This is a genomic window from Variovorax sp. YR216, from assembly GCF_900107745.1.
GTDB lineage: Bacteria > Pseudomonadota > Gammaproteobacteria > Burkholderiales > Burkholderiaceae_C > Variovorax.
Genome location: NZ_FNRO01000004.1, coordinates 454,116 through 478,648, shown reverse-complemented (window position 1 = coordinate 478,648; position 24,533 = coordinate 454,116). Strand labels below are relative to the sequence as shown.

Annotated in this window: 21 protein-coding genes; 20 read left to right on the top strand and 1 reads right to left on the bottom strand. The window is 64.5% G+C overall.

Annotated elements, in window-relative coordinates:
- Positions 1–6: 6 nt before the first annotated feature.
- On the top strand, positions 7–339 hold the full coding sequence (gene cyaY, locus BLW05_RS15635) for an iron donor protein CyaY (protein ID WP_093163877.1): 333 nt from the start codon (positions 7–9) through the stop codon (positions 337–339).
- Here cyaY and BLW05_RS15630 read toward each other — a convergent pair whose 3' ends face one another.
- The gene (locus BLW05_RS15630; RefSeq protein ID WP_093163875.1) at positions 340–2,742 is read right to left on the bottom strand and encodes a penicillin-binding protein 1A; all 2,403 of its coding nucleotides are present in this window, start codon (positions 2,740–2,742) and stop codon (positions 340–342) included.
- Positions 2,743–2,983: 241 nt separating this feature from the next.
- Between BLW05_RS15630 and BLW05_RS15625 the strand changes: the two genes are divergently transcribed.
- The 19 genes from BLW05_RS15625 to BLW05_RS15535 all read left to right on the top strand — a co-directional run bounded on the left by BLW05_RS15625 (position 2,984) and on the right by BLW05_RS15535 (position 24,529).
- Entirely contained in the window at positions 2,984–4,063 is a 1,080-nt protein-coding gene (locus BLW05_RS15625) for a pilus assembly protein PilM (RefSeq protein ID WP_093163874.1), read from the top strand.
- Positions 4,060–4,668 carry a PilN domain-containing protein gene (locus tag BLW05_RS15620; protein WP_093163872.1) on the top strand — a complete coding sequence of 203 codons (609 nt, stop codon included), beginning with the start codon at positions 4,060–4,062 and terminating at the stop codon, positions 4,666–4,668. The genes BLW05_RS15625 and BLW05_RS15620 overlap by 4 nt, the downstream gene beginning before the upstream one ends.
- A gap of 8 nt (positions 4,669–4,676) precedes the next feature.
- Entirely contained in the window at positions 4,677–5,351 is a 675-nt protein-coding gene (locus tag BLW05_RS15615) for a type IV pilus inner membrane component PilO (RefSeq protein WP_093163871.1), read from the top strand.
- Positions 5,348–5,887: a pilus assembly protein PilP gene (locus BLW05_RS15610; protein ID WP_093163869.1), complete on the top strand. Its 540-nt coding sequence runs from the start codon at positions 5,348–5,350 to the stop codon at positions 5,885–5,887. Before BLW05_RS15615 ends, BLW05_RS15610 begins: the two co-directional genes overlap by 4 nt.
- Positions 5,884–8,058 carry a type IV pilus secretin PilQ gene (gene pilQ, locus BLW05_RS15605; RefSeq protein WP_093163867.1) on the top strand — a complete coding sequence of 725 codons (2,175 nt, stop codon included), beginning with the start codon at positions 5,884–5,886 and terminating at the stop codon, positions 8,056–8,058. The genes BLW05_RS15610 and pilQ overlap by 4 nt, the downstream gene beginning before the upstream one ends.
- A gap of 22 nt (positions 8,059–8,080) precedes the next feature.
- A complete protein-coding gene (locus tag BLW05_RS15600) occupies positions 8,081–8,626 on the top strand; it encodes a shikimate kinase (RefSeq protein ID WP_093163866.1) in 546 nt (181 codons plus the stop codon).
- Positions 8,627–8,661: 35 nt separating this feature from the next.
- Positions 8,662–9,765, top strand: coding sequence for a 3-dehydroquinate synthase (gene aroB, locus BLW05_RS15595; protein ID WP_093163864.1), 1,104 nt, complete (start codon positions 8,662–8,664; stop codon positions 9,763–9,765).
- A gap of 9 nt (positions 9,766–9,774) precedes the next feature.
- A complete protein-coding gene (locus BLW05_RS15590; RefSeq protein ID WP_093163863.1) occupies positions 9,775–10,905 on the top strand; it encodes a deoxyguanosinetriphosphate triphosphohydrolase in 1,131 nt (376 codons plus the stop codon).
- Positions 10,902–12,164, top strand: coding sequence for an MFS transporter (locus tag BLW05_RS15585; protein WP_093163861.1), 1,263 nt, complete (start codon positions 10,902–10,904; stop codon positions 12,162–12,164). The genes BLW05_RS15590 and BLW05_RS15585 overlap by 4 nt, the downstream gene beginning before the upstream one ends.
- On the top strand, positions 12,161–12,733 hold the full coding sequence (locus tag BLW05_RS15580) for a DUF1415 domain-containing protein (RefSeq protein WP_093163859.1): 573 nt from the start codon (positions 12,161–12,163) through the stop codon (positions 12,731–12,733). Before BLW05_RS15585 ends, BLW05_RS15580 begins: the two co-directional genes overlap by 4 nt.
- A complete protein-coding gene (locus tag BLW05_RS15575; RefSeq protein WP_093163857.1) occupies positions 12,730–13,599 on the top strand; it encodes a class I SAM-dependent methyltransferase in 870 nt (289 codons plus the stop codon). The genes BLW05_RS15580 and BLW05_RS15575 overlap by 4 nt, the downstream gene beginning before the upstream one ends.
- A gap of 21 nt (positions 13,600–13,620) precedes the next feature.
- Complete coding sequence (locus BLW05_RS15570; RefSeq protein WP_093163855.1) at positions 13,621–14,322, top strand: transposase; 702 nt, start codon at positions 13,621–13,623, stop codon at positions 14,320–14,322.
- A 176-nt stretch (positions 14,323–14,498) separates the two neighbouring features.
- A complete protein-coding gene (locus BLW05_RS15565; RefSeq protein WP_093163853.1) occupies positions 14,499–19,241 on the top strand; it encodes a glutamate synthase-related protein in 4,743 nt (1,580 codons plus the stop codon).
- A 33-nt stretch (positions 19,242–19,274) separates the two neighbouring features.
- The gene (locus BLW05_RS15560; protein ID WP_093163851.1) at positions 19,275–20,753 is read left to right on the top strand and encodes a glutamate synthase subunit beta; all 1,479 of its coding nucleotides are present in this window, start codon (positions 19,275–19,277) and stop codon (positions 20,751–20,753) included.
- Between the two features lie 108 nt (positions 20,754–20,861).
- Complete coding sequence (locus tag BLW05_RS15555; RefSeq protein ID WP_093163850.1) at positions 20,862–21,719, top strand: ABC transporter ATP-binding protein; 858 nt, start codon at positions 20,862–20,864, stop codon at positions 21,717–21,719.
- The gene (mlaE, locus tag BLW05_RS15550) at positions 21,716–22,498 is read left to right on the top strand and encodes a lipid asymmetry maintenance ABC transporter permease subunit MlaE (protein WP_093163848.1); all 783 of its coding nucleotides are present in this window, start codon (positions 21,716–21,718) and stop codon (positions 22,496–22,498) included. Before BLW05_RS15555 ends, mlaE begins: the two co-directional genes overlap by 4 nt.
- Before the next feature lie 26 nt (positions 22,499–22,524).
- Positions 22,525–23,013, top strand: a complete 489-nt coding sequence (mlaD, locus tag BLW05_RS15545; protein WP_093163846.1) for an outer membrane lipid asymmetry maintenance protein MlaD — start codon at positions 22,525–22,527, stop codon at positions 23,011–23,013.
- A complete protein-coding gene (locus tag BLW05_RS15540; protein ID WP_093163844.1) occupies positions 23,010–23,747 on the top strand; it encodes an MlaA family lipoprotein in 738 nt (245 codons plus the stop codon). Before mlaD ends, BLW05_RS15540 begins: the two co-directional genes overlap by 4 nt.
- Positions 23,748–23,866: 119 nt before the next feature.
- Positions 23,867–24,529: an MlaC/ttg2D family ABC transporter substrate-binding protein gene (locus BLW05_RS15535; protein ID WP_093163842.1), complete on the top strand. Its 663-nt coding sequence runs from the start codon at positions 23,867–23,869 to the stop codon at positions 24,527–24,529.
- Positions 24,530–24,533 lie beyond the last annotated feature (4 nt).

Genomic DNA, 24,533 nt, shown 5'->3' with positions numbered 1-24,533 from the left:
GTAGTAATGACCGACCCCGAATACATGGACCGCGCCGAGGCCACGCTGGCCGCGATCGAACGCAGCTGCGATCGCATCAACGATGCGACCGATGCCGACATCGACAACCAGCGCGTGGGAGGAATGATCACGATCACCTTCCGCAACGGCAGTCAGCTGATCGTCAACCTCCAGAAGCCGCTGCATGAAATCTGGCTGGCAGCGCGTTCCGGCGGCTACCACTACCGTCTTGACGGGAACGCCTGGATCGACACCAAGACCCGCGAGGAGTTCTTCGGCAACCTGACGCGCGAAGCCACCCTCCAGGCAGGGCAGCCGCTGACTTTCTCCCCGGACTGATCAGTTCCGGAACAGATCGAGGATCTTGCTGCGTTCCTCGGGCGGCGGTGGCGCACCGATCGGCGGCGCCGAGATCGCTTCGGCCGGCGGCGTCGGGCCGGCCTCGACACCCAGGCTCGCGACGCCGCGGCCTGGTGCGTAGTCGTCGTAGTACCACTCGCCGCCGACATTCACCACGCCGGCAGGCGCGGGCACCTCGGCCACCGGAATGCCCTTGATCGCCGTTTCCATGTAGGTGATCCAGATCGGGAGGGCCAAGCCACCGCCTGTTTCCTTGTCGCCGAGCTTGCGCGGCGTGTCGTAGCCGATCCACGCGACCGCGGTCATCGTCGGCTGGAATCCGGCGAACCATGCGTCCAGCGAGTCATTCGTGGTGCCGGTCTTGCCGTAGAGATCGGTGCGCTTGAGCGTCGCCTGCGCCTTGGCTGCCGTGCCGCCGCTGGCCACCGATTGCAGCAGGCTGTCCATGATGAAGGCATTGCGCTGCGGGATCGCGCGCATCGACTCGTTGAGCAGCGGGGGCTGCTTGTCGACCAGCACCTTGTCCTTGTGGTCGGTCACGCGCGTCACGAGGTAGGGATTCACGCGGTAGCCGCCATTGGCGAACACCGAATAGGCGGTCACCATCTGCATCGGCGTGACGGAGCCGGCACCGAGCGCCATCGGGAGATAGGCCGGGTGCTTTTCGCGCTCGAAGCCGAAGTTGGTGATCCAGTCCTGCGCGTAGCGCGTGCCGATCGACTGCAGGATCCGGATCGAGACCATGTTCTTCGACTTCATCAACGCGCGCCGCATCGGCATCGGGCCTTCGAACTGGCCGTCATAGTTCTTCGGTTCCCAGGGCTGGCCGCCGGTGGTGCCGGCGTCGAAGAACAGGGGGGCGTCGTTGATCACCGTGCTGGGCGTGAAGCCCTTCTCGAGCGCCGCGGAGTAGATGAAGGGCTTGAAGCTCGAGCCGGGCTGGCGCCACGCCTGCGTGACGTGATTGAACTTGTTCTTGTCGAAGTCGAAGCCGCCCACCATGGCCTTGACCGCGCCGTCACGCGGATCCGTGGCCACGAATGCACCTTCCACTTCCGGCAGCTGCGTGATCTCCCAACTGCCCTTCGGTGTCTTGACGACACGGATCACCGCGCCCCGACGGATCCTGATGTTGGGCGGCGCTTTATCGGAGAGTCCCGACTGGGCAGGCTTCAAGCCTTCTCCGACGATCTGGACCGCGTCGCCATTGCTGCGGACGGCATTGATCTCCTTGGCATTGGCTTTGAGCACCACCGCCGACATCACATCGCCGTTGTCTGGATGGTCGGCGAGCGCGTCGTCCACGGCTTCGTCGAGATCCTTGGGGTCGTTGGGTAGCTCGACGAACTTCTCGGGGCCGCGATAGATCTGGCGGCGCTCGTAGTCCATGATGCCTTTGCGAAGCGCGCGATAGGCGGCGGCCTGGTCGGCGGCGACGAGCGTGGTGTAGACCTTGAGGCCGCGGGTGTAGGTGCTGTCGCCGTACTGGGCGTACATCAGTTGGCGAACCGTTTCGGCGACGTATTCGGCGTGCAGCCGCGACGGGTCGGCCGCGTCGCGCAGATGGAGGTTTTCCTTCTTGGCTTCTGCCGCTTGCTCTGCCGTGATGAAGCCGGCTTCCTGCATGCGGTCGATCACGTAGAGTTGGCGCGCACGGGCGCGCGAAGGATTGTTGACCGGGTTGTTGGCGCCCGGTGCCTTCGGCAGGCCGGCCAGCATCGCTGCCTGCGCGATTGTGATGTCCTGGAGCGGCTTGCCGAAATACGCTTCGGATGCCGCGGCGAATCCGTACGCCCGATTGCCGAGATAGATCTGGTTCACATAAATCTCGAGGATCTGGTCCTTCGTCAGAAGATGTTCCAGCTTGAAGGTCAGAAGAACTTCATAAACCTTTCGGGTCAGCGTTTTTTCAGAGCTCAGGTAAACATTTCGCGCTACCTGCATCGTGATGGTCGATGCGCCCTGGCTTTTCACGCGATTCAGGTTCGCGAGTCCTGCGCGCAGCATTCCCTTGTAATCAACGCCACCGTGGTCATAGAAGCGCGCGTCTTCTGCGGCCAGCACCGCGTCCTTCATGATCTTGGGAACGGTGGAAATCGGCGTCAGATTTCGCCGTTCTTCACCGAATTCCCCGATCAGTATTCCTTCGGAGGAGAACACGCGAAGCGGGAGTTTCGGCCGATAGTCCGCAAGCTCCGAAATATCGGGAAGATTGGGATAGGCCACGGCGAGCGCGACAGCGATGATGCAGACGACAGCGACCGCGCCGGCGGCGGCGATCCCGAGAGCCCACAGCACGATCCGCATCAACCATGTCAGCCACGTCGGACGTTTGGAAGGAGGGGCCTTTGCAGGCCCTTTGGTTCGGGATGTATCGGGCATTGAGGCTGTCGGAGTCTGTGAGCATTATAAAAACGCGGTCCGTGGGGACGGCCCGTTCGTAGCAGTTAGGACCCAAGTACTCTTATTTGTGACGAAAGTTGCAGAAGGGAACTGTTACGTCGACTTTTGACAACGATTGGCGCTGTAGTCGGGATCGCGCGCTTGGTTGGCATTGGGGCTTGCTGCTAGCATGCAACCACACGCAAATTTTTCCAATCGTTACAAACGGATGGGATTGAACTTGATTGACCTGGGATCGTTATTTCGCCGTCAGCCCGCGCCTTTGCTCGGGCTGGACGTCAGTTCTTCCAGCGTCAAGCTTGTCGAACTCGGCCGCGACGCAAGCGGCAAGCTCGTGCTTGAGCGTTGCGCCATCGAGCCGCTGGAGCGTGGGTGGATCACCGACGGCAATGTCGAGAAGTTCGACGAGGTCGCCGAGGCCGTGCGCCGCGTCGTGCGCAAGAGCGGCACCCGCACCAAGAACGTGGCACTGGCTCTGCCGCCGTCCGCCGTCATCACCAAGAAGATCGTCCTGCCCGGCGGCATGAGCGAGCAGGAACTCGAGATTCAGGTCGAGTCCGAGGCCAACCAGTACATCCCCTTCTCGCTGGACGAGGTCAGCCTCGATTTTTGCGTGATGGGGCAAAGCGCGACCTCCGCTGGCGATGTCGAAGTGCTGATCGCCGCCTCGCGCAAGGAAAAGGTTCAGGATCGCCAGGGCCTCGCCGAGGCGTCCGGGCTGAAGGCCGTGATCCTCGATGTCGAATCCTATGCGTCGCGTCTCGCGACCGCGCGGTTGATCGAGCAGTTGCCTGGGCAGGGACACGATGCCGTCGTGGCCTTGTTCGAAGTCGGCGCATTCACCACCAGCATGCAGGTGCTGAAGAACCAGGAAGTCCTGTACGACCGCGACCAGGCTTTCGGTGGCGCGCAACTCACGCAGCTCATCGTTCGGCAGTACGGCTTCTCCGCCGAAGAGGCCGAAGCCAAGAAGCGCAGCGGCGATCTGCCCGAAGACTACGGTGCCGGAGTGCTCAAGCCGTTCGTTGCGAGCATTGCGCAGGAAATCGCGCGCGCGCTTCAGTTCTTCTTCACGAGCACGCCCCACAACCGCGTCGACTACGTGCTGCTGGCAGGAGGCTCCGCGTCGCTGCCCGGGCTGACCAGCGCGGTCACGCGCCAGACCTCGTTTGCGTGTTCGCTCGTGAATCCGTTCGATGGCATGGAAATCGGCAGCAGCATTCGCGAGAAGAAAGTGCGCCGTGAGGCTCCGTCGTACCTGACGTCCTGCGGCCTCGCGATGCGGAGGTTCCTGCAGTGATCCTCATCAATCTTCTTCCCCATCGCGAGGCGGCGCGCAAGCGCCGCCGCGAGACCTTCTTCGCCACCTTGGGGTTGGCCGCCGTCGTCGGCGTGTTGGTCGCCGGCACTGCCTACCTCTGGTTCCAGGCTCAGATCTCCAACCAGCAGGACAAGAACGGCATCCTGCAGTCGGCAATCACCAAGCTGGATGCGGAGATCAAGGAGATCTCGACCCTGCAGGCGGAAATCGCTGCCCTGCGGGCGCGCCAGCAGGCAGTGGAAGATCTGCAGGGTGACCGCAACATGCCGGTGCACCTGCTGAACGAACTCGTTCGCCAGTTGCCCGACGGTGTCTACCTGACCAGCATGAAGCAGGACAACCAGACGGTCACGCTGCAGGGCATGGCCCAGTCCAACGAGCGGGTGTCCGAGTTGCTGCGCAACCTCGGCAACAACAGCCCGTGGCTGGTGAAGCCCGAGCTGGTCGAGATCACGTCGACCAACATCAACCTGAGTCCCCGCGATCAGCGCCGCGTCGCCAACTTCACGATGCGCATTGGCTTGAAGCGGCCCACTGACGCTCAGAAGCCGGCAGGTGCGGCTGCACCGGCAGCCAAGGGGTAAGCGTCATCATGGCAACCAAACGCTCTTCTCCCAAGATCGACGTCGGAGCCGCGCTGCGGAGCTTCGGCGAGCAGTTCCAAGGCCTCAATCCGAACGATCCTTCGGCTTGGCCGGCCATTCCGCGTTACGCCCTGTGCGTCGCAGTGGCCGCCGCGGTGGTCGTCGCTCTCTGGTTCGTCTGGCTCACCAATTCGAACGACGAACTGGAAGCGGCTCGCGCCAAGGAAGTCACGCTCAGGGCGGACTATCAGAAGAAGGTCGCCCAGGCGGCCAACCTCGAGCTTCTGAAGAAGCAGCGCGAGCAGGTCCAGCAGTACGTCACGCTGCTCGAAAAGCAGCTCCCCAGCAAGGCTGAAATGGATGCGCTGCTGTCGGACATCAACCAGGCCGGCCTCGGCCGCAGCCTGCAGTTCGAGCTGTTCAGGCCCGGGCAGGTTTCCGTGAAGGACTACTACGCCGAGCTCCCGATCGCGGTGCGCGTGACCGGCCGCTACCACGACATGGGTGCGTTCGCCGCGGACGTTGCGAATCTGTCGCGCATCGTGACCTTGAACAATCTCTCCGTGACCCCGGCGAAGGACGGTGCGCTCGTGATGGACGCGACCGCACGGACCTACCGCTATCTGGACGAGCAAGAGCAGAACATGCAAAAGCGCGCAGCAGCCGGGGCGAAGAAGAAATGAGAACGCTCGGATTCCTAGGGCTCTGTGCCGCCGTCGTGGGGCTGAGCGGTTGCTTCGGATCGGATCAGGACGAACTGCGAACCTGGATGACCGAGCAGCGTGCAGCGGTCAAGCCGAATGTGCCGCCCATCTCCGAACCCAAGAAGTTCACGCCGCAGCCGTACACCGAGGCCGGTGCGATCGAGCCGTTCAACATGCAGAAGCTGACGCAGGCACTGCGCCGCGACTCGAACCAGCCCAGCACATCCGGCCTGATCGCTCCCGAGCTGACGCGCCGCAAGGAGGCGCTCGAAGCCTTCCCGCTCGACTCGATGGCGATGGTGGGCAGCCTCAATCGAAACGGACAGCCGGTTGCCCTGATCAGCGTCGACAAGCTGCTCTATCAAGTGAAGGTGGGCAACTACCTGGGACTCAACTACGGGAAGATCACCCGTATCACCGAAACCGAACTCGCCTTGCGTGAAATCGTGCAGGACGCCGCCGGTGAATGGATCGAACGCGTGGCGACGCTGCAGTTGCAAGAGAGGACGAAATGAATCAACAAAAATCGATGCTCGCGCACTGGCTGCGCGCTGCGGGCGCGGCTGTGCTGGCATTCAGCGCCGCGGCCATCGTGCATGCCCAGAACGCCATCGAGTCGGTCACGAGTTCGATGCAATCGGGTTCGGAAGTTGTCCGGATCGACTTCTCTCAGCCGCTCGCCGCGCCGCCCACCGGGTTTGCCATCCAGACGCCAGCGCGTGTCGCACTCGATTTTCCCGGCGTGACGAATGCGATCGGTCGTTCTGCCATCGACGTCAACCAAGGCAACCTGCGCTCGATCAACGTGGTCCAGGCCGGGGAGCGCACGCGCCTCGTGCTGAACCTCAAGCAGGCGACCGCGTACAAGACCGAGATTCAGGGCAAGTCCTTGCTCGTCGCGCTGGAGCCCGTGCCCGGTGTTGCGCTGGCCCAGTCCGCGCAAGGCGCCTTCGCGGAGAACCGCAATCGCGACATGCTGCCGCTGAAGGATGTGGACTTCCGCCTCGGCTCCGACAACACCGGCCGCGTGATCGTCGATCTGGCCAACAACCAGGTGGGCGTCGACATTCGTCAACAGGGCAAGAACCTCGTCGTGGAGTTCACCAAGTCGACCTTGCCGGAAGGCCTGCGCCGCCGGCTTGACGTGGCGGATTTCGGCACGCCGGTTCAGTTGGTGACGACCCAGCAGGTGGGCGATCGCGTGCGCATGACCATCGAGCCCAAGGGCGAGTGGGAGCACAGCGCCTATCAGAGCGAAAACCAGTTCGTCGTCGAAGTCCGTCCGCGCAAGGTCGACCCGACCAAGCTGACCCAGGGCGTGGGCTACAGCGGCGAGAAGCTGTCGCTGAACTTCCAGAACATCGAAGTTCGTTCGCTGCTCCAGGTGATCGCCGACTTCACGAACTTCAACATCGTGACCTCCGATTCGGTCACGGGTGCGTTGACCCTTCGACTGAAGGACGTGCCGTGGGATCAGGCACTGGACATCATCCTCCAGGCCAAGAACCTCGGCATGCGCAAGAACGGCAGCGTTCTCTGGATCGCTCCGAAGGATGAAATCAACGCCAAGGAAAAGCTGCAGTTCGAGGCGGAGAACGCAATCCAGAACCTGGAGCCCCTGCGCACCCAATCCTTCCAGCTCAACTACACGAAGGCTGTCACGATCGCCCAGGGCCTGACCGGTACGGGCTCGGCCAGCGGCGGTGGCGGTGGTTCGGGCACGACGACCCGCATCCTGAGCCCCCGCGGCAGCGTGCTGGCCGAAGCGAGGACCAACCAGCTCTTCGTGTCCGACATTCCGTCGCGCCTTGCCCAGGTGGCCGAGCTGATCCAGAAGCTGGACGTGCCGGTGCGCCAGGTTCTGATCGAAGCCCGGATCGTCGAGGCGTCGGATACCTTCGGCAAGTCGCTCGGCGTGAAGATGGGCGGTGGCGTCATCAACAACAACAACAGCGTGGGTACGTTCCCCTCGGTGACCGGCGGCGGGACGACCGGCAGCACGACGCTGAACGCGGACGGCACGATTTCGTCGACTCGCACCACGACGCTGCCGACGGTGACGTTCCCGTCGTTCACGCAGGGCAACTTCGTCAACCTGCCTTCCACCGGTGTGTCGGGCAACGGCAATTCGCCGGGCACCTTCGCGATCTCGCTCTTCAATTCGGCGTTCTCGCGGATGCTGAACCTCGAAATCTCCGCCCTGGAAGCCGACGGCAAGGGCAAGGTGGTGTCGAGCCCGCGCGTCGTGACGGCTGACCAGACCAAGGCGCTGATCGAACAGGGTACTGAACTGCCGTATCAGGTTGCAACGTCGAGCGGCGCGACCTCGATCGCGTTCCGCAAGGCCAACCTCAAGCTCGAGGTCACGCCCCAGATCACGCCCGAGGGCAACATCATCCTGACGCTGGACGTCAACAAGGACACGGTGGGTCAGGCGACCACCGCCGGCTTCGCGATCAACACGAAGCACGTGCAGACCGAGGTGCTGGTCGAGAACGGCGGTACGGTCGTCATTGGTGGTATCTTCGAGCTCACCGAAACCAACGACGAATCGCGCATACCGGTGCTGGGTGAAGTGCCCTACGTCGGCGCACTGTTCCGTACGCGCAATCGCGTTGCCAACAAGACCGAAATGCTCGTCTTTATCACCCCGAAGATGATTACCGACCGTAACGCCGCGCGTTGACGCGCGGTGTTCGCAGCACCGCGTGGCGGTCGCACTCGTCGGGTTGCCCGGCGCCGGCAAATCTGCAGTGGGCCGGCGCCTCGCGCAACGTCTCGAACTCCCGTTCATCGATAGCGATCACGTGATCGAGGAGCGGATCGGCTGTTCGATCCGGGACTACTTCGAGCGGGAAGGGGAGACGAGCTTTCGCGATCTCGAGCAAGCCGTCATTGCCGAACTTGCCGCGGCGCCGCACGGGATCGTCGCGACCGGCGGAGGCGCCGTTCTGCGGGAGGCCAACCGGACGGCCTTGCGTTCGGGCTTTCATGTGATCTACCTTCGATCGGCGCCGGAAGACCTGTTTCGACGTCTCCGGCACGATGTGAAGCGTCCGCTGCTGCAAGTTGCCGATCCGCTCGGGCGATTGCGCGAGCTGTACGACGCCCGGGATCCGCTGTATCGCGAAACCGCGCACGACGTGGTCGAAACCGGACGTCCAACGGTCGCGATGCTGGTGAACATCATCGTGATGCAGCTCGAGCTGGCGGGAATCGCGTCGCCACCGCCGGGCAGCGATCTTCCCGACTGAAAGAGCGTGTTTCGGCATGCACCTAAACTCGGGGCATGCCATTGTCCGCCCCCCATGAAAGCGTCGAGATCCAGCTCGGCGACCGGAGTTACCCGATCCTGATCGGTAGCGGTCTGCTCGGTGACCCGGGCAGTTTCGCAGCGCTTCCCGCCGCCACCACGGCGCTGATCGTCACCAATACCACCGTCGCACCGCTTTACGCCCAGACCTTGCGGGCGGCGCTGGCGAATCGGTTCCGGGCCGTCCATGTTCTCGAGCTGCCCGACGGCGAGGCGTACAAGGAATGGCAGACGCTGAACCTCGTCTTCGACGCATTGCTCGGCCACGGTTGCGATCGCAAGACAGTGCTTTTTGCGCTGGGCGGCGGTGTCGTCGGGGACATGACGGGCTTTGCCGCCGCGAGCTACATGCGGGGCGTGCCGTTCGTGCAGGTACCGACGACCTTGCTGGCGCAGGTCGATTCGTCCGTTGGCGGCAAGACCGCCATCAACCACCCGCTCGGCAAGAACATGATCGGGGCGTTCTACCAGCCTCGGCTCGTGCTGTGCGATCTCTCGACGCTGGCGACGCTGCCGCCGCGTGAGCTGAGCGCCGGCCTGGCCGAAGTCATCAAGTACGGGCCAATCCATGACATGGCTTTCCTGGACTGGATCGAAGCGAACATCGATGCCATGGTTGCGAGAGATCCGGCCGCGCTGGCCCATGCGGTCAAGCGCAGTTGCGAGATCAAGGCCGAAGTCGTTGGGCAGGACGAACGCGAGACCGGCCTGCGGGCGATTCTCAATTTCGGACATACCTTCGGGCACGCGATCGAATCGGGCCTGGGCTACGGCGAATGGCTCCATGGCGAGGCGGTCGGCTGCGGCATGGTCATGGCTGCGCAGCTGTCGCAGCGCCTCGGCGGCGTGGACGAGGCCTTCGTGCAGCGGCTCACAGCGCTGATCCGGAGGGCAGGCCTGCCGGTCGTGGGGCCCGCGCTCGGCGCCGAGCGCTATCTCGAGCTGATGCGCGTCGACAAGAAGTCCGAAGCCGGCGAGATCCGCTTCGTCGTGATCGACAAGCCGGGCTCAGCCGTCATGCGCGGCGCGCCCGATGCGATGGTGCGCGAGGTGCTCGCGCAGTGCTGCGCGAAGAGCTGAGCGGCGCGGATGAGCCTTGCGCCCTACGCCAGCCATGCGTCGCAATCGCGCGGACGCCGGCATGCCGAAGCGCCGGCCCCCACGCGCGACGCGTTCCAGCGGGACCGCGACCGCATCGTGCATTCGACGGCCTTCCGGCGGCTGGTCTACAAGACGCAGGTGTTCCTCAATCACGAGGGCGATCTTTTCCGGACGCGATTGACGCATTCGCTCGAGGTGGCACAGCTTGGCCGCTCGATCGCGCGGGCGTTGCGGCTCAATGAAGATCTGGTCGAGGCGATCGCTCTTGCGCACGATCTCGGCCATACCCCGTTCGGCCATGCGGGCCAGGATGCGCTCGATGCCTGCATGCAGGATCACGGCGGCTTCGAGCACAACCTCCAGAGCCTTCGCGTGGTGGATGAGCTCGAGCACCGCTACCCCCGGTACGACGGGCTCAATCTGAGCTTCGAGACGCGCGAGGGCATCCTCAAGCACTGCTCCCGCGCGAATGCGGAGCGCCTCGAGGCGGCAGAGCCGGGCCGGGTGGCGCGCCGTTTCCTCGATCGCACGCAGCCCAGCCTGGAGGCGCAGCTGTGCAACCTCGCCGACGAAATCGCCTACAACGCGCACGACATCGACGACGGCGTCAGGTCGGGTCTGATCGATATCGAGCTGCTGGGCGAGCTCGGCCTGTTCGAGCGCTATCGCAGGGAGACCCTGGCCGAGTTTCCGGCGCTTCGCGGCAGGCGGGTGCTCTACGAAGCGATCCGGCGCATGCTCAGCGCGCAGGTGTACGACGTGATCGACGCCACGTCGGCCGCGATCCGGTCCGCTGCGCCCGCCGATGCGGATGCCGCGCGGAAGGCCGGGTCGCTCGTGTTGTTCAGCGACACCATGCGCCGCGAATCGTCCGAGCTCAAGCGCTTCCTGTTCCGCAACCTGTACCGGCATCCTCGGGTCACGGCGACGACCGACCAGGCGAAGGACGTGGTCCGTGAATTGTTCGATGCTTACCTTGCCGATGCGACGCAGATGCCCGAACGCTACGCGGAGGGCACCGACCGGCATCGGGCGGTGGCGGACTATATTGCCGGGATGACCGATCGATTCGCGATCCGTGAATTCGAACGCCTGACCGGACGGCGGTGGATCGAATGAACAACGCCGCTCGCACCGGTGTGCGGGTGCCGGTAGCCGCCCTTGCCGTCGTGGCCGCCGGGGTTGCTGCAGCGTTGCACATCGGGAAGTTGCCGCCTGCGGTGCCGGCGCTGCAGTCGGGACTCGGCGTCGGGCTGGTCGAAGCGGGCTTCCTGCTTTCGCTGATACAGCTTGCCAGCATGAGCCTCGGCATCTTCGTCGGTCTCGCGGCCGACTCGATCGGCCTGCGCCGGAGCATGTTGACGGGGCTCGTGCTCGTTTCCTGCGCCAGCCTGCTGGGCGGCTTCGTCGGCGCATCGATCCACGACAAGGCGCAGGCGCTTCCTCTGCTTCTGGCGCTGCGGGCGCTCGAAGGGTTGGGTTTTCTTCTCGCGGTGATGCCCGGGCCGGGTCTGATCCGCGCCATGGTTCCCCCAAACGCGGAAAAGGCGGCGATGGGCCTGTGGGGTGCGTACATGCCGCTCGGCGTCGCGCTTGCGTTGCTCGTGGGCCCGGTCTTCATCGCCCGGTTCGATTGGCCGGGATGGTGGTGGGCCCTGGGGCTGCTGTCGGCGGCCGCAGCCGTGTGGGTGGCATGCGTGGTGCCGGGCGATCGCCTCGGAAGGCGGCTCGCTGCCGGCGCCGCCGGGTCATGGCCTGCGCGCCTGCGCGAAACCGCGAGCGCCAGTGGCCCGTGGACGCTGGCAATGGCGTTCGCCGTCTATTCGTCGCAATGGATGGCCGTGATCGGATTCCTGCCGGCGATCTATGTCGATGCCGGCGTTCCTGCAGGATGGACGGCCGCGCTGACGGCGCTTGCGGCTGCGATGAACATCGTCGGCAATGTGACCGGCGGCCGGCTGTTGCAGCGCGGCGTGGCGCCGGATCGCCTGCTTCGCTGGGGCTTTGCCGTCATGGCGCTTGGCGGCGTTGCCGCGTTCGCGCAGGTCGGGGCGTCGCAAGGCGCCCTGAGCCTTCCGCCTGCGCTTCGCTACCTGGCCGTCTGCATGTTCTCGCTCGGCGGGGGCGTCATACCGGCGACCTTGTTCCTGCTGGGCGTGCGGCTGGCGCCGGGGCCATCCACCGTGTCCACGACGATCGGCCTGATGGTGCAGGCCTCGTCGTTGGGTCAGTTTGCTGCGCCGCCGTTCGTCGCGTGGATCGCGCATCGCGCGGGCGGCTGGCAATGGACCTGGGTCGTGACGCTGACATGCTCGCTGGCAGGCATCGCATTGGCCGCCCGGCTGTTGCCGGCCTTGCCGCGAAGGGGAACTGCATGAACCAGCCCTTCACCGTCTCCGCCGAGCAGGCCGAGGCCGATACGCGCCGTTGGCTCGAGCGCGCCGTCATCGGGCTCAACCTGTGTCCGTTTGCAAAGGCCGTCCACGTCCGCGGACAAGTTCACTATGAGGTGTACCTTTCGCCTGACGAATCCGGGCTGATCGATGCGCTGGTCGCCGAGGCGAGGGCGCTTCGCGACATCAGTGCCGCCGAGAGGGATACCACGCTCTTGATCGTTCCCAACACCTTGACCGATTTCTTCGACTTCAACGATTTCCTCGCGCGCGCCGAGCGGCGGCTCGCGCGGGAAGGCTTCGACGGCGAACTCCAGCTGGCCAGCTTTCACCCCCGTTTCCAGTTCGCCGGCACGGAAGCCGACGACATCACGAACGCGACCAACCGGGCGCCTTATCCCACGCTGCATCTGCTGCGTGAAGACAGCGTGGACCGTGCCGTCGAGGCCTTTCCGGATGCCGAGGCCATCTTCGGCCGCAACATGGAGACGCTCGAGAACCTTGGGCCTTCGGGTTGGGAAGCGCTTGACGTCGGTCCGGGAGCCGCGCGATGAGCAAGCTCGCCAAGACGGAGAAGGCGGCAAAGGCCGAAGCCGAAGTGCAGAGCGAGTTGCGCCCCGGGCAATCGGTCGAACTTCTCAAGGAGCTGCACATCCTCACGCGCGAAGGGCGGCTCAACCAGGATTCTCGGCGCAAGCTCAAGCAGGTCTACCACCTCTTCCAGTTCATCGAGAAGCTGCTGCAGGAGCTGCCCGGCGGCGGTGCCGAGGCAACGCTGGCCGATCACGGCGCGGGCAAGTCGTATCTCGGATTCATCATCTACGACCTGTTCTTCCGCGCGCGGGGCGCGGGGCATGTCTACGGGATCGAGACGCGCACCGATCTCGTCGACAAGTCGCGGGCATTGGCCGAACGCCTGCACTTCGAGCGCATGTCGTTCCTCAATCTGACCGTGGCCGAATCCGCGGCCGCCGCCGAGCTGCCGGAGCGAATCGATGTGGTGACCGCGCTGCATGCCTGCGACACCGCCACGGACGATGCCATCGCCTTCGGCCTCGCCAAGCGCGCGAGGTTCATGGTGTTGGTGCCCTGTTGTCAGGCCGAAGTTGCCGCCTGCCTGCGCGAGACCAAGGCACTCGCGTTGTCGCGCACGCCGCTGGCCGAGTTGTGGCGGCATCCGCTGCATACGCGCGAGATCGGCAGCCAGCTCACCAATGTGCTGAGGTGCCTCTACCTCGAGGCGAATGGCTACCAGGTCACCGTCACCGAACTCGTGGGCTGGGAACACAGCCTGAAGAACGAACTCATCATTGCCCGCTACACCGGCCAGCGCAAAGCGAGTGCTGCGGCGCGGTTGCGCGAGCTGCTGGCCCAGTTCGGACTCGAGTCGCTGACGGAGACGCGCTTCAGGCTGTCCTGACCGACGGCCGCTTCAAGCCCCATGGCCCGACTGCCCCGCCTCACGCTGGCTGATCAGCCGCATCACATCGTCCAGCGCGGCAATAACCGGCAGACGATCTTCGTGGACAGTGCCGATCACGAAATGATGCTGGGCTTGCTCGGCGAGAACGCGGTGCGACATGGTGTCGCCATCCATGCGTACGTGCAGATGGAGGACCACTTCCACCTGCTGGCGACGCCCTCCACGGTTGAAGCGCTGCCGCAGTGGATTCAGGCGGTCGGGAGGCGCTATGTCCGGTATTTCAACGATCGTCACGGACGCAGCGGAACCTTGTGGGAGGGGCGCTACAAGTCGACCCTGATCCAGCCGGATCGCTACCTGCTGGCCTGCATGGCCTACATGGACCTCAATCCGGTGCGCGCGGGGCTGGTCACGGATGCCCGGGACTATCCGTGGTCGAGCTACGGCCACTACGCTGGACTGCGCCACGACAGGCTGCTGACGCCGCATCCGCTCTACTGGGCGCTCGGCAACACGCCGTTCGCGCGCGAAGCCGCCTACGCTGAGTTGGTGCGTGCGGGGATTTCCGACGCCGATCGGGTGCTGCTCACCGAAGGCGTACTCCGCGGTTGGGCCGTCGGCGACCGCCAGTTCCTCGAATCGTTACAAAAAACTACAGAGCGGCGCGTGCGGAAGGCGCGCCCCGGGCGACCCCGCATCTCCCACGAACCGGGCCGATAACCGGCCGGATCCGTTGCGTCACAAGGAAACAGTGCTACTGTTTTTGATGTGTCCCCATTTAAATGTTGACCAATATGGAAGACATTTAAATGTGATCTGACCCCAATTAAACCGTTTGGCATTATTTGTGCAAAGCAATATGCTCCTTTTCCCTGCGAAAACTGAAGGAGCACGCCATGACGACGGCTGCCGAGATCGAGCATCTCCAACAACACGGTCTTTATTCCGCCGCTGACGAGCACGATGCGTGCGGCGTCGGCTTCGTTGCCCACATCAAGGGCGAAAAGAGCCACGCCATCGTTGGTCAGGCACTCAAGATTCTCGAAAACCTTGACCACCGCGGCGCAGTGGGTGCTGACAAGCTCATGGGCGACGGCGCGGGCATCCTGATCCAGCTGCCCGATCTGCTCTACCGCGAGGAGATGGCGAAACAGGGCGTCACCCTTCCTCCGCCCGGCGAATACGGCGTCGGCATGATCTTCCTGCCCAAGGAGCATGCATCGCGCGAAGCCTGCGAGCAGGAGTTGGAGCGCGCGGTCAAGGTCGAGGGCCAAGTGCTTCTGGGCTGGCGCGACGTGCCGGTCAACCACGAGATGCCGATGTCGCCGACGGTGCGCGCCAAGGAGCCGCTGCTGCGCCAGATCTTCATCGGCCGCGGCAACGACGTGATCGTGCAGGACGCGCTGGAGCGCAAGCTGTACGTGATCCGCAAGACCGCCAGCGCGAACATTCAGCGCCTGAAGCTCAAGCACAGCAAGGAGTACTACGTTCCGAGCATGTCGAGCCGCACGGTGGTCTACAAGGGCCTGCTGCTGGCCGACCAGGTCGGCACCTACTACCTGGATCTGCAGGACAAGCGCTGCGTTTCGGCGCTCGGCCTCGTGCACCAGCGCTTCTCGACCAACACCTTCCCCGAGTGGCCGCTGGCCCACCCGTACCGCTACGTCGCCCACAACGGCGAAATCAACACGGTCAAGGGCAACTACAACTGGATGAAGGCGCGCGAAGGCGTGATGTCTTCGCCGGTGCTGGGCGCCGACCTGCAGAAGCTCTATCCGATCAGCTTCGCCGGCCAGTCCGACACCGCCACCTTCGACAACTGCCTCGAACTGCTCACGATGGCCGGCTACCCGATCAGCCAGGCCGTGATGATGATGATCCCCGAGCCGTGGGAGCAGCACGCCACGATGGATACGCGCCGCCGCGCGTTCTATGAATACCACGCGGCGATGCTGGAGCCGTGGGACGGTCCGGCCTCGATCGTGTTCACCGACGGCCGCCAGATCGGCGCCACGCTCGATCGCAACGGCCTGCGCCCCTCGCGCTATTGCGTGACCGACGACGACCTGGTCATCATGGGTTCCGAATCCGGCGTGCTGCCGGTTCCAGAGCAGAAGATCGTCCGCAAGTGGCGCCTGCAGCCCGGCAAGATGTTCCTGATCGACCTCGAGCAGGGCCGCATGATCGACGACGAGGAGGTCAAGGCCACCCTCGCGAACAGCAAGCCCTACAAGCAGTGGATCGAGAACCTACGCATCAAGCTCGACAGCGTCGAGGCCGAGCCGGTGCAGCCCCTCACCAGCGAAGTCACGCTGCTCGATCGCCAGCAGGCCTTCGGCTACACGCAGGAAGACATCAAGTTCCTGATGAGCCCGATGGCCGCGGCCGGCGAAGAGGGCATCGGATCCATGGGCAACGACAGCCCGCTGGCCGTGCTCTCGAACAAGAACAAGCCGCTCTACAACTACTTCAAGCAGTTGTTCGCGCAGGTGACGAACCCGCCGATCGACCCGATCCGCGAGGCGATCGTGATGTCGCTGGTGTCCTTCATCGGCCCGAAGCCGAACCTGCTGGACATCAACCAGGTCAACCCGCCGATGCGGCTCGAAGTGAGCCAGCCGATCCTCGACTTCGCGGACATGGCGAAGCTGCGCGACATCGGCAAGTACACGCAGGGCAAGTTCAAGAGCTACACGCTCGACATCACCTATCCGCTCGCCTGGGGCGAAGAGGGCGTCGAAGCCAAGCTCGCCTCGCTGTGCGCCGAAGCGGTGGACGCGATCAAGGGCGGCCACAACATCCTGATCGTGAGCGACCGCAAGGTCGGTCCGTCGCAGATCGCAATCCCGGCGCTGCTCGCGCTGTCCGCGGTTCACCAGTACCTCGTGCGTGAAGGCCTGCGCACCACCGCCGGCCTCGTGGTCGAGACGGGTTCCGCGCGCGAAGTGCATCACTTCGGCGTGCTTGCCGGCTACGGCGCCGAAGCGGTGCATCCGTACCTCGCGATGGAAACGCTGGCCGCGATGCATGAGGACCTCTCGGGCGACCTCAGCGCCGAGAAGGCCATCTACAACTACGTCAAGGCGATCGGCAAGGGTCTGTCGAAGATCATGTCGAAGATGGGTGTCAGCACCTACATGAGCTACTGCGGCGCGCAGCTCTTCGAAGCCATCGGCCTGAACACCGAGACGGTCGAGAAGTACTTCACCGGCACCGCGAGCCGCGTCGAGGGCATCGGCGTGTTCGACATCGCCGAGGAAGCCATCCGCATGCACAAGGCGGCTTTCAGCGACGACCCGGTGCTCGCGCACATGCTCGACGCCGGCGGCGAGTACGCCTGGCGCACCCGCGGCGAAGAGCACATGTGGACGCCCGACGCGATCGCCAAGCTGCAGCACAGCACGCGCGCCAACAACTTCAACACCTACAAGGAATACGCGCAGATCATCAACGACCAGAATCGCCGCCATCTCACGCTGCGCGGTCTGTTCGAGTTCAAGTTCGATCCGGCCAAGGCGATCCCGGTGGATGAGGTCGAGTCCGCGAGCGACATCGTCAAGCGCTTCGCGACCGGTGCCATGTCGCTCGGCTCGATCAGCACCGAGGCGCATTCGACGCTGGCGATTGCCATGAACCGCATCGGCGGCAAGAGCAACACCGGCGAAGGCGGCGAAGATCCGGCGCGCTATCGCAATGAGCTCAAGGGCATTCCGATCAAGACGGGCGACACGCTCAAGAGCGTGATCGGCGCCGAGAACGTCGAGGTCGATCTGCCGCTGAAGGACGGCGATTCGCTGCGCTCCAAGATCAAGCAGGTGGCTTCGGGCCGTTTCGGCGTCACCGCCGAATACCTGTCGTCTTCCGACCAGATCCAGATCAAGATGGCGCAGGGCGCGAAGCCCGGCGAAGGCGGCCAGCTGCCGGGCGGCAAGGTGTCGCAGTACATCGGCGCGCTCCGCTACTCGGTGCCGGGCGTGGGCCTGATTTCGCCGCCGCCGCACCACGACATCTATTCGATCGAGGACCTGGCGCAGCTGATCCACGACCTGAAGAACGTCGCGCCGCATGCGAGCGTCAGCGTCAAGCTGGTGAGCGAGGTGGGCGTCGGCACGATTGCCGCCGGCGTCGCCAAGTGCAAGAGCGACCACGTCGTGATCGCCGGCCATGACGGTGGCACGGGCGCGTCGCCCTGGTCGTCGATCAAGCACGCGGGCAGCCCTTGGGAAATCGGCCTGGCCGAAACCCAGCAGACGCTGGTGCTCAACCGCCTGCGCGGCCGCATCCGCGTGCAGGCCGACGGCCAGATGAAGACCGGCCGCGATGTTGCCATCGGCGCGCTGCTCGGCGCGGACGAGTTCGGCTTCGCGACCGCGCCGCTGGTCGTCGAGGGCTGCATCATGATGCGCAAGTGCCACCTGAACACCTGCCCGGTGGGCGTGGCCACGCAGGACCCGGTGCTGCGCAAGAAGTTCTCGGGCAAGCCCGAGCACGTCGTCAACTACTTCTTCTTCGTCGCCGAGGAAGTCCGCCAGATCATGGCGCAGCTCGGCGTGCGCAAGTTCGACGACCTGATCGGCCGTGCCGACCTGCTCGACACCCGCAAGGGCATCGAGCACTGGAAGGCGCGCGGCCTCGATTTCAGCCGCCTGTTCGCGCAACCGAACGTGCCGGCCGACGTGGCGCGCTTCCACGTCGACCAGCAGGATCACGGCCTCGCGAAGAGCCTGGACAACAAGCTCATCGAGCGTTCGCGTCCCGCCATCGAGAAGGGCGAGAAGGTGCAGTTCATCGAGGTCGCCCGCAACGTCAACCGTTCGGTCGGCGCGATGCTGTCGGGGGCACTCACCAAGGTGCATCCGCAGGGTCTGCCGGACGACTCGATCCGCATCCAGCTCGAAGGTACGGGCGGCCAGTCGTTCGGCGCCTTCCTGGCGCGCGGCATCACGCTGTACCTGATCGGCGACGCCAACGACTACACCGGCAAGGGCCTCTCGGGCGGCCGCGTGGTGGTGCGTCCGAGCCTCGACTTCCGCGGAGAAGCCATCCGCAACACCATCGTCGGCAATACCGCGCTGTACGGCGCGACGACGGGCGAGGCCTACTTCTGCGGCGTGGCCGGCGAGCGCTTCGCGGTACGTCTGTCGGGCGCCACGGCAGTGGTCGAAGGCACCGGCGACCATGGTTGCGAATACATGACCGGCGGCACGGTCGCCGTGCTCGGCAAGACTGGCCGCAACTTCGCGGCCGGCATGAGCGGCGGCGTCGCCTTCGTCTACGACGAGGACGGCCAGTTCGCTTCGCGCTGCAACCTCTCGATGGTGTCGCTCGACAAGGTCCTGACCTCGGCCGAGCAGTCCGCCAGCGTGCATCGCAAGGTGTGGCACGACGGCGAGACCGACGAGGCGCGCCTGAAGAAGCTGCTCGAAGAGCACCACCGCTGGACCGGCAGCAAGCGCGCGCGCGAACTGCTGGACAACTGGGCCGTGTCGCGCACCAAGTTCGTGAAGGTGTTCCCCAACGAATACAAGCGCGCTCTGGCCGAGATGCACGACCGCGAGGTCGAGCTCACGAGCAGCGGCAACAACGCACACGCGGGCATGGAACCCCATGCAGCCGCGAAGCCGGTGGCGGCAGTCTGACGCCAACCAGAACGAAGAACAGAGGTAAGCACGATGGGAAAAATCACCGGCTTCATGGAGCATGAACGGATCGAGGAGGGCTACAAGCCCGTCGAGGAACGGGTCAAGCACTACAACGAATTCGTCGTCGGACTGGACGAAGCGCAGGCCAAGGTCCAGGGCGCGCGCTGCATGGACTGCGGCACGCCGTTCTGCAACAGCGGTTGCCCGGTCAACAACGTCATTCCGGACTTCAACGACCTGGTTTATCGCGCCGACTGGCAGAGCGCTTTCGTGGTGCTCGATTCGACCAACAACTTCCCGGAGTTCACCGGCCGCATCTGCCCCGCGCCTTGCGAGGCGGCCTGCGTGCTCAATGTGAACGACGACGCGGTCGGCATCAAGTCGATCGAGCACGCGATCATCGACCGCGCGTGGGACGAGGGCTGGGTGGCTGCTCGCCCCGCGAAGCACAAGACCGGCAAGAAGGTCGCCGTGGTCGGCTCCGGTCCCGCCGGCATGGCGGCGGCCCAGCAACTGGCGCGGGCTGGTCATGACGTGACGCTGTTCGAGAAGAACGACCGCATCGGCGGCCTGCTGCGCTACGGCATCCCCGACTTCAAGATGGAGAAGTCGCACATCGATCGCCGCGTGGAGCAGATGAAGGCCGAGGGCGTCACCTTCCGCACCGGCGTGATGGTCGGCGCGGCCAAAGATCCGCTCGGCAAGGGCTCGAAGGTCACGAACTGGGCCAAGGAAACCGTCACGCCCGAGCAACTCCAGAAGGAATTCGACGCCATCGTGTTGACCGGCGGCGCCGAGCAATCGCGCGACCTGCCGGTACCGGGCCGCGATCTCGACGGCATCCATTTCGCGATGGAGTTCCTGCCGCAGCAGAACAAGATCAACGCCGGCGACAAGGTCAAGGGCCAGATTCGCGCCGATGGCAAGAACGTGATCGTGATCGGGGGTGGCGACACCGGCTCCGATTGCGTGGGCACCAGTAACCGCCACGGCGCGGTCAGCGTGACGCAGTTCGAGCTCATGCCGCAGCCACCCGAGGAGGAAAACCGCCCGCTGACGTGGCCCTACTGGCCCTACAAGCTGCGCACCAGCTCCAGCCACGAAGAAGGCTGCGAACGCGAATTCGCGATCTCGACCAAGGAATTCATCGGCGAGAAGGGCAAGGTCACCGGCCTGAAGACGGTCCGCGTCGAGTGGAAGGACGGCAAGATGGTTGAAGTCCCGGGCAGCGAGCAGGTGCTCAAGGCCGACCTCGTCCTGCTGGCGATGGGCTTCGTCAGCCCCGTGGCAAGCGTGCTGGAGGCGTTCGGCGTCGACAAGGATGCGCGCGGCAACGCCAAGGCCAGCGTCGACTTCATTGGCGGCTACGCGACCAACGTGCCGAAGGTGTTCGCTGCCGGCGACATCCGCCGCGGCCAGTCGTTGGTCGTCTGGGCCATCCGCGAAGGCCGCCAGGCCGCCCGTGCGGTTGATGAATTCCTGATGGGTTTCAGCGACCTGCCACGCTGAAATTTCCGTTGGGGCGGCGCCCTGCGGGAAGTCGACTTGCCATCGTCGGACCTTTCGGTCAGGCGGCAGCTAGGTCCTTCCCGTATCATTGCGTTACCGCGAGCCGGGATGTCGAAAGACGCCCCGGCTTTTTTCATTGCCATGGATCCAACACCAGATACGTCGCTCGTCGAGTTCCGCCACGTCGCCTTCGGCTACGACTCACGCGCGATCCTCAATGACGTCTCCTTCGCCGTTCCCCGTGGCAAGGTCACTGCGCTCATGGGCGCATCCGGCGGCGGCAAGACGACCGTCCTGCGCCTGATCGGCGGGCAGATCCGGGCCCGGCGCGGCGAAGTACTCGTCAATGGGCAGGATGTCGGGAAGCTGAATGCAGCGGGGCTCTACGCCGCGCGGCGTCGCATGGGCATGCTCTTCCAGTTCGGCGCACTCTTCACCGATATGAGCGTGTTCGACAACGTGGCGTTTCCCCTGCGCGAGCACACGAACCTGTCCGAGTCGCTTGTTCGTGACATCGTGCTGATGAAGCTCGACGCCGTCGGCCTGCGCGGTGCGCGCGAGTTGATGCCCAGCGAAGTCTCGGGCGGCATGGCGCGTCGCGTGGCGCTTGCGCGTGCGATCGCGCTGGACCCGGACCTCGTGATGTACGACGAGCCATTCGCGGGCCTCGATCCGATTTCGTTGGGCACCGCAGCGCGCCTGATCCGGCAGCTCAACGACACATTGGGGTTGACCAGCGTCATCGTCTCGCACGACCTCGAGGAAACCTTCCGCATCGCCGATCACGTGATCATCCTTGCCAATGGCGGCATCGCGGCTCAGGGCCGCCCGGACGACGTCCGCCGCAGCGAGGACCCGCTGGTGCACCAGTTCGTCAATGCGCTGCCCGAAGGGCCGGTTCATTTCCACTATCCGGCCATGACGGTCGAGGACGATTTCGGCAACAGCCACGGAGGGCGGGCATGAGCTGGTACCGCCCGTCGGACGTCGGCTTCGCCGTACGCAGCAAGCTCGCGGACCTTGGGGTCGGCGCGCGATTGTTCCTGCGCCTTTTCATCGGTGGCATGCGCAGCTTCCGCCGGTTCGGATTGGTGCGCGACCAGATCCACTTCCTGGGCAACTACTCGCTGGCGATCATCGCGGTGTCGGGCCTCTTCGTGGGCTTCGTGCTCGGGCTTCAGGGCTACTACACGCTGCAACGCTACGGATCGTCGGAGGCGCTCGGTTTGCTGGTGGCATTGAGCCTGGTGCGTGAACTGGGCCCGGTGGTCGCCGCGTTGTTGTTCGCCGGGCGCGCCGGCACGTCGCTCACCGCCGAAATCGGCCTGATGAAGGCCGGCGAGCAACTGAGCGCCATGGAAATGATGGCGGTCGATCCGGTGCAGCGCATCCTCGCGCCGCGTTTCTGGGGCGGCGTCATCACCATGCCGTTGCTCGCCGCCGTCTTCAGCGCAGTCGGCGTGCTGGGCGGCTATGTGGTCGGCGTGTTGATGCTGGGCATCGATCCTGGCGCGTTCTGGGGGCAGATGCAGGGGGGCGTCGATGTCTGGCGCGACGTCGGCAATGGCGTGGTCAAGAGCATCGTCTTCGGCTTCACCGTCACGTTCATTGCGCTGCTGCAGGGTTACGAGTCGCAGCCGACGCCCGAAGGCGTCTCGCGCGCCACGACGCGAACGGTCGTGGTGGCGTCGCTGTCGGTGCTGGGGCTCGATTTCATGCTGACCGCCATGATGTTCAGCATCTAAAAGAAACGATCAGGAGAGTGCAAGAAATGCAACGTTCCAACAAAGACATCTGGGTCGGCCTGTTCGTGCTGATCGGCGCGGCGGCGCTGCTTTTCCTTGCGCTCCAGTCGGCCAACCTGTTGAGCCTGAACTTTCAGAAGACCTACCCGGTCACCGCCCGTTTCGACAACATCGGCGGCCTGAAGCCGCAAACGGCGGTCAAGAGCTCGGGCGTCGTGGTCGGGCGCGTCGAATCGATCGCATTCGACGACAAGAACTTCCAGGCCACTGTAACTTTGGCGCTGCAGAGCCGATATAGCTTTCCGAAGGACAGCTCCCTGAAGATCCTCACCAGTGGCCTGCTCGGCGAGCAGTACATCGGGATCGAAGCGGGCGCGGACGAGAAGAATCTGCAGCCGGGCGACGTCATCACCGCGACCCAGTCGGCCGTCGTCCTCGAAAATCTCATCGGGCAGTTCCTCTATAGCAAGGCCGCCGAAGGAAGCAGTCCGCAGGGCAACGCCAACAAGAAATGAAACCACGAACCCCTTCCGCTTCTCGTTCTGCCATCCCCAGCGCTGCGCGCACGGCCTTGTCCGTCGCGGTGCTGGTGCTGGTGACGGGTTGCGCCACCGGCCCGAACGCCAATCCGGCGGACCCGCTGGAGCCGCTCAATCGCCAGGTCGCGCGATTCAACGACACGGTGGACGATGCGGTGCTGCGCCCGGTGGCCACGGTGTACCAGCGCGTTCTGCCATCGCCCATCCGGACCGGCGTCAACAACTTTTTCGGCAACCTTTCGGACATCTGGAGCTTCGTCAACAGCGTGGCGCAACTGAAGCTGCAGGACAGCGCCCAGACCTTCATGCGGGTGAACATCAACACCTTCTTCGGCCTCGGCGGTCTGCTCGACATCGCGACCGAAGCCGGGATCGACCGTCATTCCGAGGACTTCGGCCAGACGCTGGGTCGTTGGGGTGTACCCAGCGGTCCGTACCTGGTGCTGCCGCTGCTCGGCCCGTCGACGTTGCGCGACACGGTGGCGCTTCCGGTGGATTTCCGGGGCGATGCACTCAGTTATGTGTCGGATGTTTCGGTGCGCAATTCCTTGTTCGCGCTTCGGCTGGTGGATCTGCGGTCCAACCTGCTGCGGGCCAGCCAACTGCTCGATGACGCGGCGCTCGACCGATACACGTTCACGCGCGATGCTTTCCTACAGCGTCGCCGGAGCGAAGTGCACGACGGAAACCTTCCCGACGACGGAAACTGACGCTCGCACGCACGCTTGCATTCGGTTGCAGCGGCTCCTTGGCCGGAGGAACCCGGGCGGGTAGGCTGTCTCCAATCGTTCGTTCAAGCGATTTTGTGATTTGAAACAGGGATTTCTCAATGAACCAGATTCTTCAACGCCGCGCCTTCGGGCGATTCGTGATGGCCGGCCTGCTGCTGGTGAGCGCTGCGGTCGCATCCGTGCGCCCCGCCCTTGCGGCCGACGAAGCACCGGATGCGCTCGTCAAGCGCCTTTCGACCGACGTGCTCGAATCCATCAAGGCCGACAAGTCCATCAAGGCCGGCGACCTCACCAAGATCATGGCGCTGGTCGACGCCAAGGTCATGCCGAACGTGAACTTCCAGCGCATGACCTCTTCCGCTGTGGGTCCTGCCTGGCGCCAGGCCACGCCGGAGCAGCAAAAGCGGCTGGAAGAGGAGTTCAAGACGTTGCTGGTGCGGACCTACTCGGGGGCACTCGAACAGGTCAGCGATCAGACGGTCAGCGTGCGTCCCTTCCGCGGCTCCCCGGACGACAAGGAAGTGCTCGTGCGCACTGAAGTGCGTGGCGGCGGCGACCCGGTGCAACTCGATTACCGCCTCGAAAAGACACCCGGAGAGGCCGGCGGATGGAAGATCTACAACATCAACGTCCTGGGCGTCTGGCTGGTCGATACCTACCGCAGCCAGTTTGCGCAGCAGATCAACGCCAACGGCATCGACGGCCTGATCGCCACCCTCGCTGCGCGCAACAAGTCCAACAGCGCCAACGCCAAGAGCTGAACCG

Coding starts and splice junctions, on each gene's coding strand:
- cyaY (WP_093163877.1), top strand. CDS start 7: ATGACCGACCCCGAATACATGGACCGCGCCGAGGCCACGCTGGCCGCG.
- BLW05_RS15630 (WP_093163875.1), bottom strand. CDS start 2,742: ATGCCCGATACATCCCGAACCAAAGGGCCTGCAAAGGCCCCTCCTTCC.
- BLW05_RS15615 (WP_093163871.1), top strand. CDS start 4,677: ATGGCAACCAAACGCTCTTCTCCCAAGATCGACGTCGGAGCCGCGCTG.
- BLW05_RS15610 (WP_093163869.1), top strand. CDS start 5,348: ATGAGAACGCTCGGATTCCTAGGGCTCTGTGCCGCCGTCGTGGGGCTG.
- pilQ (WP_093163867.1), top strand. CDS start 5,884: ATGAATCAACAAAAATCGATGCTCGCGCACTGGCTGCGCGCTGCGGGC.
- aroB (WP_093163864.1), top strand. CDS start 8,662: ATGCCATTGTCCGCCCCCCATGAAAGCGTCGAGATCCAGCTCGGCGAC.
- BLW05_RS15590 (WP_093163863.1), top strand. CDS start 9,775: ATGAGCCTTGCGCCCTACGCCAGCCATGCGTCGCAATCGCGCGGACGC.
- BLW05_RS15585 (WP_093163861.1), top strand. CDS start 10,902: ATGAACAACGCCGCTCGCACCGGTGTGCGGGTGCCGGTAGCCGCCCTT.
- BLW05_RS15580 (WP_093163859.1), top strand. CDS start 12,161: ATGAACCAGCCCTTCACCGTCTCCGCCGAGCAGGCCGAGGCCGATACG.
- BLW05_RS15575 (WP_093163857.1), top strand. CDS start 12,730: ATGAGCAAGCTCGCCAAGACGGAGAAGGCGGCAAAGGCCGAAGCCGAA.
- BLW05_RS15570 (WP_093163855.1), top strand. CDS start 13,621: ATGGCCCGACTGCCCCGCCTCACGCTGGCTGATCAGCCGCATCACATC.
- BLW05_RS15565 (WP_093163853.1), top strand. CDS start 14,499: ATGACGACGGCTGCCGAGATCGAGCATCTCCAACAACACGGTCTTTAT.
- BLW05_RS15560 (WP_093163851.1), top strand. CDS start 19,275: ATGGGAAAAATCACCGGCTTCATGGAGCATGAACGGATCGAGGAGGGC.
- BLW05_RS15555 (WP_093163850.1), top strand. CDS start 20,862: ATGTCGAAAGACGCCCCGGCTTTTTTCATTGCCATGGATCCAACACCA.
- mlaE (WP_093163848.1), top strand. CDS start 21,716: ATGAGCTGGTACCGCCCGTCGGACGTCGGCTTCGCCGTACGCAGCAAG.
- mlaD (WP_093163846.1), top strand. CDS start 22,525: ATGCAACGTTCCAACAAAGACATCTGGGTCGGCCTGTTCGTGCTGATC.
- BLW05_RS15540 (WP_093163844.1), top strand. CDS start 23,010: ATGAAACCACGAACCCCTTCCGCTTCTCGTTCTGCCATCCCCAGCGCT.
- BLW05_RS15535 (WP_093163842.1), top strand. CDS start 23,867: ATGAACCAGATTCTTCAACGCCGCGCCTTCGGGCGATTCGTGATGGCC.